Here is a 15688-nt window from a genome sequence, read left to right on the forward strand (position 1 = left end):
ATTTGCATAAAATTAAGCGTTTTCCAAAACTTCTTTCACCCTTTGGGCCACGATTCTCTCTTGACCCGGAATCATCATCCAAGTGGTGATGCCAATCGTATCCTTGTTACCAACGGTGGCGATGGATGGGTGCCCATCCTTTAATTTCTTGCGTGCCTCTTCAGCAGTAATTTTGACCACATTTTCATCCCACTTGATACGCAGCGACGGTACATGGTTCGCATGTGGGGGCACGTGAATCTCAGTCTCCACACCCTTGACGGATCTTGCGCTATCCGAAATCAATTTTATCTGACTTTCCCAAAGCTTCCATTCGGCGTCGTGATCTTTGTTCAAATAGGTTTCCAAAGCTGCCAACATGCCCAGAACCTCTTCCTTGTTCACTTTCATTCCCCTTCCAATTGTGGTGCCTCTTGGGGGTGTATGCATCCTGGCGGCTTCAATGTATTTGCGTTTGCCTAAAAGTAGCCCGGCACTCTGAGGACCACGGATTCCCTTGCCTCCAGAAAAAGCAACCAAATCAAACCCCATTTTAGTAAACTTGAATAAATTCTCAACCGGAGGTACATCGGCAGCGCAATCGATAAAAGTTGGAACGCCGTGTTTCTTGCCCAGAGCCACAAATTCCTCCCTTTTTATTTCGCCCTCTTCGGTGTTTGCATTTAAGAACCAGAGCATGGCCGTATTCTTGTTGATGGCCTTTTCCAGATCTTTGGCAGTTTTTACCCAAACCAGTTTAGCGCCAACATTTGTCAATGCCTTGGAATAACCAATATTATGGGCTTCTTGGAGGATGATTTCGTTCTTGATTCCAGAGGAATCGGGTAATCTGGCCACAATTTTTTCATCCATTCCACTTAGCACGCCTGCGGTACCAATAGACATGGCTCCAAACGCTCCTGAGGTTACCGTGGCATATTCACATTCCAATAATTGGGCTATACGTTCACCAACCTTATCCTGAAGCTCATCCAAATCCACATATTCCGTTGCTCCATAAGTGATGGCGGAAAGTACTTGCTCGGACATCAATGAACCGGTCATGGAAGTGTAGGTTCCCGCAGCATTGATGAAGGTTCGTATTCCCAATTCCTTAAAGAAATTGCGTGATGCTGTTGTTTCCACAGCGGCGTGCATCATATTCGTGGTGAGCAATCCCGTTCCAACCAAACCTCCCACTACGGGGACACTGGAAAGGGTCTTTAAAAGTTTTCTTCTAGTAAGCATGATCTTGTTTTTATAATTCGTTAATCCAATGCTGCTATGCAGTCAATTTCTACCAAAGAGTCTCCGGGAACACCACCGTAAACGGCAACTGTTGTTCGTACTGGGGGATTTTCACCGAAGCGACCCCGATATACCTCGTTCATGCCATGATAATCCTCCAAATCGTGCAGGTACACATTTACCTTCAATACCTTGTCCATGGAGGAGCCATTTTTTACCAGCTCTTTTTCTATTTCTTTGAGCACATGGTCTGTGTGCGATTTAATATCTCCTTCAAAATGCGCGCCTTTACCGGCAACGTATAAGGTGTTTCCATGTTTCACGGCCCCAGAAAACAAGGGGATTTTTTTGTCTTGGACGATTTCACCAACTACCTCTTTCTTTGGAGCTGGTGCTTTGCCCATTGCCTTCACTGAGCCCGCACCCAATAGGGCGGCTACCCCCATTCCTAATTTTTTAAATGCTGACCTTCTATCAGTTTTTTCCATTGTATAGTGCTTTTAATTAATGATTTGATTTCGTGTATGATTCTTTGATTACCACATGCGTTTTTCCAAGAGTTCCTTTACTTGTTCCTTTGGTACCGGAAGTTCATCAATATGATTCCGAAGCCATTGGGAGAAGTCTTTTTCGATTTCCTCGGTCCATTTATTGTCGATTTGCCCTGGAGTGTATTTGCCCTCCTTAAGTCTGGTGATTCCGAACAGGTCCCTAAGTCGGACCACTTCAGAGGTTACCACCACCTTTTCAGCGAGATGGGCCGGAATAAACATGACACCTTCTTTTTTGGCCAAGACGATATCCCCGGGAAGCACAGTGGCCGCACCCATTCTAATCGGTGTATTAATGCTGAGCAGCATCACTTCGGTGAGAAATGATGGGTCCCAGCCTCTTACAAAAGCATTAAACCCTTCAATTTCTGAAAGTCCCTCCATATCCCGACTAGAGGCATTAAAGACGACGCCATTTTTTGATTTGGCATAAATGGAATTTCCCAAATTGTCGCCAATCAAGGTTCCGTTAACAATTTTACCGAACGCGTCTGCGACATAAACATCTCCTTCCACAAGCATATCTATAGGCCAAGAATTGGTATTCCCAATTCTTCCATCGGCTTTGCCTTTTTTCTTTATTTGGTCCGAAACATCCGGCCTATTTGGCATGTATTGGACCGTAAGGGCCCTTCCTATCACCGGAACGTCGTCATGTAGCGGTTGCCAGCCACTTTCAAACTGATTGTGGTAGCCTTCGTTGCGTAAAACACCCCATGCCTCTTCAATGGTTACCTTTTTCATCCTTTGCAGGACATCATCTGCCACTTTGGGTCGTCCGTCGTCAAATCGTTCGCCTGTGTACTGGGGTGTAAGGAATTCCATTTGACTTTTGGTCAGGGTCTGTGCTTGTAGGTTTCCCACAGCTAGTACCGAAAAAACCAGGAGTAAGCTTAATATATCATGTAGTTTCATCTCGAAATGTTTAATTAGGGTCATTTTGTTCTTTATCAGAATCGGTTGTTTCAGTATCTGGATCTTTGTCGCGCCACCATGTTGCGAGGGAGGAACCTGAAATATTCATCCATGGGCCAAAAACTGCTGGAGCTAGGCCTATAGTGGCCACTTTTCCCATCTCCAAGGCTATGCCGGAAGCCAATCCACCATTTTGCATACCTACTTCCAACGCAATGGTTCGGCAATCCTGTTCTTTCATTTTTAATACTCGGCACGACCAATATCCCAGGAAATAGCCGGCGATATTATGGATGATAGCTGCCAAAATCAGGAAAAGACCAATGGTGAGGAGGCTATCACGGCCAGCAGCTGTGATGATTGCAATTATGAGCGCAATTCCAGCCATAGAAACTATGGGCATGGCCCGGTCCAGCCATTTGGCCTTACCATGGAAAAAGTAATTGAAGAGTAATCCCAGAATTATGGGAAGGATTACAATTTTGACGATGCTCAACATCATTCCCCAAAAATCTATAGGGACAAATTGCCCGGCAAAAGTTTTCATTAAAAGGGGGGTCATTAAGGGGGCCAATACGGTTGAAACTGCGGTCAGGGTAACGGAAAGTGCCAAGTTGGCCTTTGCCAAATAGGCCATGACGTTGGAAGCCAATCCACTTGGAGAAGACCCCACCAGTACAATACCAGCAGCTATTTCAGCTGGAAAACCGAATAAACTTGCGATGGTGAATCCTAGAACAGGCATGATGGTAAATTGGCAGACCAGACCGACCAGAACACCCTTTGGCATTTTAACCACTCCAGCAAAATCCTTAATGCTCATTGCGGTCCCCATACCGAACATAATAAGCTGCAAAAGTGGAACAATCAACGATTTAAGCTGGAACTCTCCAATTGATGTAAAATAGGAGGGATAGTACATGGAAACGCTTACCGCGGCAAAAACCAAAATGGTAAAGGAGAACCCCTTTAATTTTTTTGAACCTCTGAAGCCCAATGCCAACAAAAGGAAAAACAGGACAACGGTTGGTCCTGTTTGTTGTCCATGTCCGAGAATCAGCAAGACCAGCGTAGCTACTAAACAGAGCAATGCTGCAATTAAAAGAAGTTTATATTGTTTTTTCATTGGTTGGTTGCGTTTTGTCATTTATCCCAAGGTGTGCTGGCCAGGCCATTTAAGTCCCACACTACCTCACCCTCTCGAATTGTAAGTTCGCACTCCAGTTTTTGAGTGCCTTTCATTTTTTTCTTTCTAGTATCAATAAAACCAAAATCCCCTTTTCTCAAATTCAGAATGGCTACATCCGCCACAGCTCCTTCTGAGAGATGGCCTAAGTCCTCTCTTTGGATGATTTGAGCCGGTTGCCAGGTGGAACTGCCGATTACCTCATTTAGCGGCATGTCCATATTCAAGAATTTGGACATGACATTAATTTGGGTTTTCATACCACCGTTCATGCTCCCGGTATGCAAATCGGTACTGATGGAATTGGGTTTTAACCCCTGTTTCATGGCCGGGATAGCTTGCTCGAATAGAAAACTACCGCCTCCGTGACCCACGTCAAAGATAATTCCTCGTTCTTGAGCGGTAAAAACGAAATCCCTGACCTTTCCATTTTTGTCCACAATGGGAGTTCTACCATTTACATGGGCATAGGCATGGGTGAAAATATCCCCAGGTCTCAATTTTTCCAAAAACAAGGTTTTTATGGGCAGTTCAGGATCGCTACCTCCAAAATCAATCATCACAGGTATGCTGGCCAATTTACCTGCTTCCACTGCCCGTTCGGTCGGGGTCCAATTATACCCACTATAATGAGCCAGCTTTACACCGACCACAATATCTGGAAATTGCTTTGCCACCATGGCAGTCAATCTGGCATCCATGTCTGAAACATCTTGTTCAATGGCGCCACCCTTCATTCCCAAGCCCACAATATTCAAAAAAGCCAATACTCTAGTTTTGGAACGATCAACAACCTGCTCCTTAAACTTCCTGAAATCTCTCCAACCCGAACTACCCGCATCAGCCACGGTGGTCACCCCACTGCGAAGGGTAAAGCCGTCTGGAGGAAGCGCTGCAAAACTGTTATTTAAATAACCAAAAGGAACGGTTCCATGGAAGTTATGGGTATGAATATCCAACAAGCCAGGGGTAACGTAAAGCCCTTGGGCATCAATTACCTTTTTTGCCTGCCTTTGTGGAATTTGCGCATCAACTTTGGCAATCTTGCCTTCTAGAATGGCTACATCCATTATTTGGTCTACTCCATTTTTTACATCGATTACATGGCCATTCTTAATAAGCAAGTCATAGTCTTGGGCAGTAATAGGGAGCATAGCCAAAAACATAACCATAACTTTGGCCGCATTTTGAATGCAGGACGGAATCTTGATTTTACTTTTTTTGCACATATCTATATCTTTTTTGGCTCTATCGATATGGGGTTTAAGCCAGGGTTGTTTCTTTGGTTTTATTGTCCGCTTGATGCTTGTATATCATTTCTGATTTTTTTCACTTCCATGGAATCTATGGCACTGGCATTATTCTCAAAGTTGGCACGGATATATGTTAATACCTCGGCAATTTCCTTATCGGATAAAAAACTATGCTGGGGCATTACACCATTATAGGTTTCACCATGGACCTGAATACTACCTTCCATACCTTCCAGCACAATTTTTATGAGTCTTTCCTTATCTCCCATTACCCAATCTGTGTTGGCAATCGGGGGAAATCTTCCTGTTGCCCCACCACCATCTTTTTGATGACAGGCACTGCAATAGGTGTAATAGGTCTTTTCTCCTCCGGCGATTTCATCTTTCATTAAATTATCGGCGATTCTATCCGGCGTTCGAATGTGGGTAAACGTTTTTCTTTGCTCCATTTCCGCAAGCTGGTCAAGACCAAACCCATCTTTATCTCCAGTAAAGGTTATCTTCCAAATTTTACCTTTTACGGAGTCTGAAACATACATGGAACCATCTGGGCCAAAAGCAATTCCCATGGGGCGGAAGTGTGCATCATTGACACTGACAATGGGGTCTACCCCAGCAAAACCATCTATAAATACCTCCCAATCTCCCGAAGGCTGACCATTTTCAAACGGTACAAAACCTACGAAATATCCTGATTGCGGATAGGGTGCTCTGTTGGTAGAACCGTGAAAGGCAATAAAAGCACCATTTTTATAGTGTTCTGGGAACGCATCTCCTTCGTAAAAAACCAAATCGTTTGGAGCCCAATGTCCGGGAAATCCAACAATAGGATCATCAAATTGGTCGCACCTTCCAATGATATTGCCATCGCCACCGTATTCGGGGGCCAGCACTTTTTTCTCTTGAATTTGATCATAATAGCAATACGGCCAACCAAAATCAGAACCCTCCGTTACCTTAATAAATTCTTCCGAGGGAAGCAGGGCACTTTGCCAAGGGTCATAAACATTGGGGAATAACCTCAAAAGATCGTCCCGGCCATGCATCACCACATATAAATTTTGATCATCGGAATTCCAGTCCATTGCGACTACACTCCTGATTCCGGTAGCGTATTTGACCCCATCTTTTTGCGTCTGCCCTAATTTATTGGCATCAAATTTCCATATGCCCCCATGGTCCTCCAACTGTGGGCAGGGGTCCAAGCCAGGTGCGCCTGGTGTTCTTTTGGGATCTTGGCAGGCGTTGGAGGGTGCGCCAAACGGGATATACATATGTCCATCATCATCAAATGCCAAAGGTTTTCCAATATGCTCGTGCTTGCCATGGGGATGGTCATCCGTAAAAACGATTTCCATCTCCCCCTCGGGTATCAGGGTTCCTGGTTTTAGCTTGTACCGATACACAACAAGTTCAGAACTAAAGTAGAGATAGCCATTGTAGATGCGCATGGCAGTGGCATAACTCCATTTTTGACTAGTGCGATACGAGCCGAAGCGTTCAACCGCATCAGCCCTACCATCTCCATTGGAATCTTGCATGACCGCAATAGAGCCATCGGCGCTTGAGTTCCTAAGTTTTGCATATAGATATCCATCCTCAGAAACCGCCATATGACGTACTTTTCCCTCTGTGCTATCAACAACTACAACAGCTTCAAAACCATCAGGAAGGAAAAGACCACCATTGGGAGGGCCCTTATCAGTGCTACATTGTACAAAGAAAAGAGCAAGGCAAGCCCATATGAGCGCTGGATGTACCCTAAATACCAAATTTATATAGGCAATTTCATTGGTAATTGGCTGTTTTGGTTGGTCCTTCATGGAAATGGTCAAAAATGTGAATCTAGATTTGCGTTTCTCTCGAATATTCGAAAAATTGTTTCAAGTATTCCAAAGTTGATAAGGGAAGAGAAACTTTGTTACTATTATGACATTAAAAACCTTAAAATGACATCAAAATCATTTTTATGATTTTCCTAAATAATTGGAAAACTGTCTAACCTAGGTTATAGTATTAAATCTATGGTCGAAAAAAGCAAGAAGCAAAAGATTTAGACCAAGGTCATTGTGAGGTATCTGTTCAACCGTAAACCAACTACCATTATTCCATTTAATATGAAGTAGAAGAGATTTGAAACTTTGGATCGGTATTAAAAGATACTCGAGAAAGGGCCTATTCAAAAATCAGTTTTCCGAAAAACTCGGGACGATGGAAGTCTGGTTTTTTAGTATGGACCGGATTCCAACTTAGGTAATGTTTCTCTGAGGTTGCATCTCCACATTTGTAAAAATTTGCTCTTGAGCTAAGCCCCTTTAACTGGATTTGAGGATTATGAGCGAGGCTTTCGGCAGGTATAATAATGGTAATTTCCCATTGGTGCCCACCCTTTTTTTCAGCAAAAGGTTGAGAACCCAGCGAAGATTGAACCTGAATTTGTTTGTGGATATCGTCTGGGTTGCTAAACTGTCTTTTTTTCCTTTGCGGTCCGTAAGCCAAGTGTGTTGTCCCTATACAATTGAATTCGAAATTGTAATAGCTACCATCACCCAAGGGATCAAAGAAAAACTCAACACAACTATCCTTGGAGACATAATCATTGGTTTGTGTCTTTTCGGCAAGAATATTATCCTCCACCACCTCATATTTTAACCAGATGTTATTGTTCCAATGCGCTATCTTAAAAGATACTTTAGGTTGGTAGGAAAAGCGTTCCCAATTGACTAGGTCTACCGCATGGCTTTCCGTGTTCGTATCCAATAGTTTTGAAACCTGTTGGATATCAGGGTTTCCTTCAAATTTGATTTCTTTTACTATTATGGTTTTATCCACATGGTTGGTTTTAGGGTTACAGCCTGCAATCAGCAAACAAAGGAAAAAGAGGGTGGACCACTTTTTAAACATGGCAAGGTTGACTAGTTGAGCACTAAAGGTACAAATTGTAAGTGGCTATGAACTAGAATTTTGCTCGATATTGGGAGGGTGTGCATCCCTTTATCTGTTTAAACTTTCTGTTGAAGTTGGCAATATTCTTAAATCCGCAACGCTCCGCAATCATTGAAATGGACAGTTCCGCGCCACTTGAAATAAATTTACTGGCCTGTTCAACCCTGATTTCAATTAAAAATTGAAAAAAGGTCTTATTGGTCCTTTTTCTAAAATAGCGACAAAAGGCATTTTTGCTCATGTTGGCTACATTAGAGACTTGATCTAAAGTGATAGGTTCATGAAACTTTTCCATCGCAAACCTGAAAACATCACCCATTCGTTTCCCCTCGTCATCAGAATACATTTTTTTATAGACAAATGAAGAAAGAGGGGCTGTTTTGGCCTTGGAAATTAGATTTAGAACAAGTAGCAAAGTGGCCATCTGTTCTACCTTATTTTGCTTCGCCAAGGACTTAAAGAGTGGGATGATATGATCCTTTTTCGACAGGATTTTCATCCCATGCTTGGATTTTTCAAAGAAATCTTGAAGGGAGGAAAGATCTGGAATGTCAAAGAAAGTTTCTCCGAAGGCATCCTTGTCAAAAAAAAGCGTGTACATCACGGATTGATGTGCCGCCTTGGAGTCACTTTTAAATACATGTGGAAGAAAACCACCAATAACCAAAATATCGTTTTCCCTGTATTCATTTATAGTATCTCCCACAACTAGGGAACCCAAACCTTTTTCCACAAAACTAATCTGGATTTCTCCATGCTGGTGCAACTGGTTATAAAAGACGTGCTCCCGGTCTTCTTGATAGACCAAGGCCTCATTTTTAGGTTTCGGGATTTTAAAAGGGAGGACCTTCAATTTGTTGTTTGGACTTAAATTAATCAAAAAAACAAAATATTAATTACATTTTGGGTAATATAGTATTAGTATAGGTTAATTTTTGGCCCAACGGATTCTGTTGACTCACCTAATTTTGCGTCAAATAACTATTATTATGGTACAATGGGAGGGTGTTATGCCCGCAGTTACGACAAAGTTTACAGCTGATGATCAATTGGATTTGGTCATGTTTGAAAAAAACATTCGCGCTCAATTGGAGGCAGGAGTTCATGGTATTATCTTGGGTGGCACCTTAGGGGAGGCCAGCACCTTAACACGCGAAGAAAAGGAGGTACTGATTAAAACCTCTTTGTCCATTGTTGAAGGGCAGGTACCTGTAATCATTAATATTGCAGAACAAAGCACTTCGGATGCTATAGCGGTTGCCCAACATGCAGAAGCGGTTGGAGCGGAAGGCCTGATGTTGTTACCGCCAATGCGCTATAAGGCTACTGATTTTGAAACTGTGACCTATTTTAAGGCAATTGCCAATAGCACTTCGCTACCTATAATGATATATAACAATCCTGTCGACTATAAAATTGAGGTAACTTTGGAGATGTTCGATGCGTTGACCGAATGCGAAAATATTCAGGCGATAAAAGAATCGACCAGGGATATCACGAATATTATCCGATTGAAAAACCGTTTTGGTGACAGATTCAAAGTGTTCACTGGGGTAGATACCCTTGGTTTGGAAAGCTTGGTCATTGGGGCAGATGGATGGGTTGCCGGTTTGGTTTGCGCCTATCCGGCGGAAACCGTGGCCATTTATGAATTGGTCAAGGCAGGAAAGATAGAGGAAGCCATGAAGATTTACAGTTGGTTCATTCCGTTGCTGGAACTTGATATTAGTCCACAATTGGTTCAAAATATTAAATTGGCCGAAGTGGCAACGGGCATAGGGACGGAACACGTAAGAGCTCCAAGGCTGCCACTTCATGGTGCGGAAAGGGCGAGGGTCATTGGTGTTATTGACAAGGCGATGCAGAATCGTCCAACCTTGCCAGATTATAAAAATCTTAGAACCATAGCATAAATGATTACAGGAAAGAATTACATTGGGGATAGGCTAAGCTCGCTTGGCAAGGTTATATATAAGACCATAAACCCAAAGCTGAATGTTGAAAACCCAACAGATTTCTTTGAAGCTACCTCTGAAGAAATTGGTCAGGCTGTACAATTGGCGTGGGAGGCATTTAGCGTGTACAGAAGGACACCAGGCTCGCAGCGGGCCTCTTTTTTAAATGCCATTGCCGATGAAATTCTTGCTTTGGACCACGAATTGGTTGATTGTTATACTTCGGAATCTGGTCTTCCTGAAGGTAGGGCCATTGGAGAGCGGGGAAGGACTGTGGGGCAATTGCGTTCCTTTGCCACCTTGATCTCCAACGAGGACTGGCGGGAAAATACGTTTGATGCTGCGGAACCGGATAGAAGTCCAATGCCAAAGGCAGATTTACGTAAGACCCTTGTCCCATTGGGTCCGGTGGCCGTTTTTGGCGCCAGCAACTTCCCCTTGGCCTTTTCAGCTGCGGGAGGTGATACGGCAAGTGCCCTAGCCGTAGGTTGTCCGGTGATAGTAAAGGCTCATCCCATGCACTTAGGTACTTCAGAGTTGGTATCTGGTGCCATCATCAAGGCCGCCAAAAAGACAGGAATGCCGAATGGGGTGTTTTCGAGTGTTATTGGAGGCAAGGAGGCCGGTATGTCTTTGGTAAACCATCCTCATGTAAAAGCAGTGGGATTTACGGGTAGCCTAGGTGGAGGTAGAGCTTTGTTTGATTTGGCCGCAAAAAGGAGGGAACCAATTCCTGTTTTTGCAGAAATGGGGAGTGTCAATCCGGTGATAATTACTCCGAATGCCATTTCAAAGCGGTCTTCGGCAATTTCAGATTCCTACGCTGCTTCCATTACCTTGGGAGCAGGTCAATTTTGCACAAGCCCTGGTCTATTGTTGACCATAGCGGGTGAAGAAACAGATAATTTTGTGCGGGATTTGGCGGATAAGACCATTCAGGTTGAAGCGCAGTGTATGTTGCATCCAAATATTAAAAATGGTTTTGAAGCCCATGGCGCAGAGGTAATTGATCAGTCAGGTGTGTCCATTGTGGCTGCCCATACAGGAGCTCAAGTGAACTATGCCGACCCCAAAATAGCAATGGTTTCCGGCTCCGATTTTTTGGCCAACCCTCAAATGGGACAAGAGGTTTTTGGTCCTTTTTCTTTGGTCGTTAAGGCTGAGGATGAAGCACAGCTTGTGGAGATAGTCAACAATCTTGAAGGTCAGTTAACAGGAACAATAATTGCTGAGGACAATGACGGATTGAATCTTACGACTTTGGTTGATGCCATGGAACAAAAAGTGGGTAGAATTATCTTTAATGGTGTGCCAACAGGCGTAGAAGTTTGCCCGTCCATGCATCATGGTGGACCGTATCCTGCCTCTACTGATTCCAGGTTCACGGCGGTTGGCGCAGATGCTATTAAAAGGTGGGTGCGACCAGTGAGTTATCAATCGTTTCCAAAGACATTGTTGCCCAATTCCCTAAAAACAAAATAGTCCTAACATCAGTAAATGGCGAAGAAGACCTTTTTTTGTGTAGATGCACATACTTGCGGTAACCCTGTTAGAGTTGTTGCGGGCGGTGGACCTACTCTTGTTGGTAGGAACATGAGTGAAAAACGACAGCACTTCCTTAGGGAATTTGACTGGATTCGAAAAGGTCTTATGTTTGAGCCACGCGGGCACGATATGATGAGTGGAAGTATTTTGTTCCCTCCCCATGACCCGCAAAATGATGTGGCTATTCTTTTTATTGAAACCTCGGGCTGTTTACCCATGTGCGGGCACGGAACCATTGGTACCGTAACCATTGCTATTGAAGAAGGGTTGGTTTCCCCAAAAGTACCAGGAAGAATCCGTTTGGAAACCCCCGCCGGATTAGTGGAAATAGAGTATAAGCAAACTGGCAAAAAAGTAGAATGGGTAAGATTGGTCAACGTTAAGTCCTATCTCGCGGCCGAAAATCTTTCGGTAGAATGTCCGGAACTGGGAGAGGTTTTTTTCGATGTTGCGTACGGAGGTAATTACTACGCCATCGTGGACCCACAAGCTAATTTTAGTGGAGTACATGATTTTACTGCTAGTAAAATTATCCAGTTTTCGCAGGTGGTTCGAGATCGCATAAATGCGAAATATCCCAATACTTTTGTGCACCCCGAGAATGAAACAATCAGAGATGTAAGCCACATGCTTTGGACTGGTGATACGCTGGATCCATCATCCTCTGGACGGAATGCTGTGTTTTACGGTGATAAGGCCATAGATCGTTCCCCATGCGGTACGGGAACATCGGCCAGAATGGCCCAGTTATATACAAAGGGCAAATTGAAAATTGGAGAGCGGTACATTCATGAAAGCTTTATCGGCAGCAAGTTTATAGGACAAGTTCAGAAGGAAACAACCTTACAGGATAAAAAGGCAATTATCCCGAGTATTCAAGGCTGGGCACAAGTAACAGGATACAATTACCTAATTATTGATGATGATGACCCTTATGCCCATGGTTTTCAGGTTATTTAGAATCTGATTTTATAGCATAGCTACGAAGTTGATGCACTGTGCTGTCGTCATTTGCAGAATTTTTTGAAGTTGAAAACATAATTTTGTTTGTGCCCATACCAGGATTTTGTGTAATTTAAAGGTACAGCTAAGGTTTTTGTTTAACGAATAAGGGGACATGGAGCTTATTTTAGAAGCTCTACTTAGACAAAACAAGACCTTCTTACTTAACTCGCAACTAACTTGGTGGTCATCCCTCGAAATATTTTTTTGCCCATTGCGCTATTCCTATGGAGTGTTGGGATTTCACAAGAATTACCTCCCATTCAAAACTTTTCTCCTGCCGATTATAGTTCCGAGAGCCAAAACTGGGCGGTTTCCCAATCCAGCCAAAAACTCATCTATATTGCCAACAATAAGGGTCTCCTGGAGTTTGATGGGGCCAGATGGACTTTATATCCATCACCAAATGCATCTATCCTAAGATCTGTAAAGGTAGTTGGCAGCAGAATTTATACTGGCTGCTACATGGAGTTCGGTTTTTGGGAAAAGGACAATGTGGGCATCTTGCAGTATACAAGCCTTTCAGCTAAAATAAAGGACCAACTTTCTAGGGACGAGGAGTTTTGGGGCATTTTGGAGTTTGGAGATTGGATTGTTTTCCAGTCCCACAACAAAATCTATAGTTATAATCTCAGCGATGATAGGGTCAATACCATAGATTCGGAAACCTTCGTGCCCAAAATCTTTAAAGTGGATCGCACTATTCATTTCCAAAAAATGGGTAAAGGGGTATTCCGCATTGAAAATGGACGTGATATACTGGTTTATGATCAAGAGCCCTTAAAAACCAATGAAATCATCAATATTTTCACATCAGGTAGAGAACTACTTTTTTTAACAAGGGATGATGGCTTTTTTCGAACCAACAATGGTAAACTCGAAAAATGGAATGTCCCTGTTGATAAACTGCTTTCTGGCATTAGCCTGTACAGTGGGCTTCAATTAAATAATGGAAATTTTGCGCTGGGAACCATATCACATGGACTCATCATCACAGACGAATATGGAAACATCATACAGCAAATAAACCAACTTAACGGTCTCCAAAATAATACGGTTTTGTCTTTGTACGAAGATTTGGACCGTAATATTTGGTTGGGATTGGATGTGGGGATTAGCTACATCAATATTGGTTCACCATTTAGGGTCTATCCTGATGGCAAAGGTCTGGTCGGCGGAGTTTATGCCTCTATAATCAAAGATGGAAGACTGTATCTTGGAACCAACCAAGGACTTTTTTATAAAGTATTGGACACCAAGGAGGATTTTAGATTTATCGAAGGAACGGAAGGACAGGTTTGGTCCCTCAGCAATATTGATGACACTCTCTTTGTTGGGCATCATACCGGAACCTACCAAGTAATCGGTAACAGTGCTAGACAAATATCCAACGTTCAAGGAACATGGAAGGTAGGTTCCCTAGAAAACAAGCAGAACCTGCTTTTACAGGGAAATTACGATGGACTATATATTTTGGAAAAGGTTGCGGATACGTGGCGACTTAGAAACAAGATTGATGGTTTTGAGCACTCTGCGCGCTATTTCGAGGTATTCGACAACCAAATATTCGTCAATCACGAATACAAGGGAGTTTTTAAATTGGAGGTAAAGGAGGACTTTTCAAACGTAACCAGCTTGAATGTGGATACGGACATACTAGGTTCCAATTCTGGAATTATAAAGTACAAAGGGGACCTTCTCTATGCCTACCAAAAAGGAGTTTTTAAATATGATTGGAATTCCAATTCCTTTGTCAGGGACTCAATTCTGAGTGGGCTATATAAGGCAAAGGACTACACATCTGGTAAAATGTTGGTGGATCGCAAAAATGGATATCTATGGACCTTCTCCAATACAAATATTGGATATGTGACTGAAGGTAGGTTGGCGAGCACCCCGACCATAAATCAAATACCACTTACTGAGAATATCCGCAATGGGATAATCGGGTACGAAAGTGCAACCGCCCTACCAGAAAATGACCACTATCTATTTGGCGCCAGATCAGGTTATTTTACGATAGATGTCCAAGATTTTAGAGAGAACGAGATCGAAGTGTCTATAGGTTCAGTTCAGAAGGCAGGTAAAAACAGGATTGAAACCGAAAAAAGTCTTATCGATCCAACAGGTGAAGGAAAGTTTAATAGCGAGGAAAACAGTTTGGAAATAACGTATTATGTTCCAGATTACAGCAAGTATTTAAAACCGCAATATCAATATAGACTTGAAGGTATTTATCCAAACTGGAGTGATTGGTCCGAGACCGCATCTGTATCTTTTGAGAATCTTCCATCAGGAAGTTATACTTTCCAAGTAAGGGCAAAAATGGGCGAACGTATTTCGGACAAGATGGATAGCTACAGCTTTAAGATTGCCAGACCATGGTACCTTTCCAATTTGTTTTTGGCGCTTTACATTATAGGTGGAATATTGGGATCTATCCTTATTCACAGTTCCTACAGGCGTTACTATCACAGTAGACAAAGGAAATTGATAGCGGAGAACCAACGAGAAATGGAATTGACCAAGGCCCAGAACGAAAAAGAGATTATAAAGCTTAAAAACAAACAACTTCAGGAAGAGTTTAAGAGTAAGAGTAACGAATTGGCGGCCTCTACAATGAGTATCATCAAAAAGAACGAGTTGCTCACAAAGGTCAAAGAGCAACTTGCGTCAAGTATAGAGGACAAAGAATCCGTGAAACCCATAATTCATGTCATTGATAAGAATCTCAATCAAAACGACGATTGGGAATTGTTCAAGGAAGCGTTCAATAATGCGGACCGAAAATTCCTCAAGAAACTAAAAAAGGCACATCCAAATCTTTCTCCCAACGACATCAGGTTATGCGCTTATTTGCGTTTGAATCTTTCCTCCAAGGAAATTGCCCCAATGTTCAACATTTCACCAAGAAGCGTGGAGATTAAACGGTATCGCCTTCGTAAGAAAATGAACTTGGAGCATGATGATAACCTAGTAGACTACATCTTAAAGCTATAAGCCCTCTACAGTTTTAAGTTTTTACCTCAACATTACCTATACAAAGAGCAAAAAGTGTGTAAATCAGCTTTTCTGTATTCCCTTCTCAGCCCCCATTAAATCTAACTT

12 protein-coding genes are annotated in these 15688 nt (G+C 42.8%); 4 read left to right on the top strand and 8 right to left on the bottom strand.

The window, feature by feature from the left end:
- Positions 1 to 12: 12 nt before the first annotated feature.
- The 8 genes from BUC10_RS01515 to BUC10_RS01550 form a co-directional block, all read right to left on the bottom strand.
- A complete protein-coding gene (locus BUC10_RS01515; protein WP_073176148.1) occupies positions 13 to 1227 on the bottom strand; it encodes an aminotransferase class V-fold PLP-dependent enzyme in 1215 nt (404 codons plus the stop codon).
- A 20-nt stretch (positions 1228 to 1247) separates the two neighbouring features.
- Positions 1248 to 1715: a RidA family protein gene (locus BUC10_RS01520; RefSeq protein ID WP_073176149.1), complete on the bottom strand. Its 468-nt coding sequence runs from the start codon at positions 1713 to 1715 to the stop codon at positions 1248 to 1250.
- A 48-nt stretch (positions 1716 to 1763) separates the two neighbouring features.
- Entirely contained in the window at positions 1764 to 2693 is a 930-nt protein-coding gene (locus BUC10_RS01525; protein WP_073176150.1) for an RraA family protein, read from the bottom strand.
- A gap of 10 nt (positions 2694 to 2703) precedes the next feature.
- The gene (locus tag BUC10_RS01530) at positions 2704 to 3819 is read right to left on the bottom strand and encodes a bile acid:sodium symporter family protein (protein ID WP_073177053.1); all 1116 of its coding nucleotides are present in this window, start codon (positions 3817 to 3819) and stop codon (positions 2704 to 2706) included.
- Positions 3820 to 3836: 17 nt separating this feature from the next.
- Positions 3837 to 5108, bottom strand: coding sequence for an amidohydrolase/deacetylase family metallohydrolase (locus tag BUC10_RS01535; protein ID WP_245812747.1), 1272 nt, complete (start codon positions 5106 to 5108; stop codon positions 3837 to 3839).
- Between the two features lie 59 nt (positions 5109 to 5167).
- Positions 5168 to 6955 carry a PQQ-dependent sugar dehydrogenase gene (locus BUC10_RS01540; RefSeq protein WP_084732500.1) on the bottom strand — a complete coding sequence of 596 codons (1788 nt, stop codon included), beginning with the start codon at positions 6953 to 6955 and terminating at the stop codon, positions 5168 to 5170.
- A 352-nt stretch (positions 6956 to 7307) separates the two neighbouring features.
- Positions 7308 to 7964: a carbohydrate-binding family 9-like protein gene (locus tag BUC10_RS01545; RefSeq protein ID WP_165614840.1), complete on the bottom strand. Its 657-nt coding sequence runs from the start codon at positions 7962 to 7964 to the stop codon at positions 7308 to 7310.
- Between the two features lie 124 nt (positions 7965 to 8088).
- The gene (locus BUC10_RS01550; RefSeq protein WP_073177057.1) at positions 8089 to 8931 is read right to left on the bottom strand and encodes an AraC family transcriptional regulator; all 843 of its coding nucleotides are present in this window, start codon (positions 8929 to 8931) and stop codon (positions 8089 to 8091) included.
- A gap of 136 nt (positions 8932 to 9067) precedes the next feature.
- On the opposite strand from BUC10_RS01550, the gene BUC10_RS01555 reads away from it, so the two are divergent.
- The 4 genes from BUC10_RS01555 (at position 9068) to BUC10_RS01570 (ending at position 15580) form a co-directional block, all read left to right on the top strand.
- A complete protein-coding gene (locus BUC10_RS01555; protein ID WP_084732502.1) occupies positions 9068 to 9991 on the top strand; it encodes a dihydrodipicolinate synthase family protein in 924 nt (307 codons plus the stop codon).
- Complete coding sequence (locus BUC10_RS01560; RefSeq protein ID WP_073176151.1) at positions 9992 to 11515, top strand: aldehyde dehydrogenase (NADP(+)); 1524 nt, start codon at positions 9992 to 9994, stop codon at positions 11513 to 11515. It abuts the gene before it with no gap.
- A 15-nt stretch (positions 11516 to 11530) separates the two neighbouring features.
- Positions 11531 to 12538 carry a 4-hydroxyproline epimerase gene (locus BUC10_RS01565; protein WP_073176152.1) on the top strand — a complete coding sequence of 336 codons (1008 nt, stop codon included), beginning with the start codon at positions 11531 to 11533 and terminating at the stop codon, positions 12536 to 12538.
- A gap of 249 nt (positions 12539 to 12787) precedes the next feature.
- On the top strand, positions 12788 to 15580 hold the full coding sequence (locus BUC10_RS01570) for a helix-turn-helix and ligand-binding sensor domain-containing protein (RefSeq protein ID WP_084732503.1): 2793 nt from the start codon (positions 12788 to 12790) through the stop codon (positions 15578 to 15580).
- Positions 15581 to 15688 lie beyond the last annotated feature (108 nt).

The organism is Flagellimonas flava (assembly GCF_900129665.1).
In the GTDB taxonomy this organism is placed as follows: Bacteria; Bacteroidota; Bacteroidia; order Flavobacteriales; family Flavobacteriaceae; genus Flagellimonas; species Flagellimonas flava.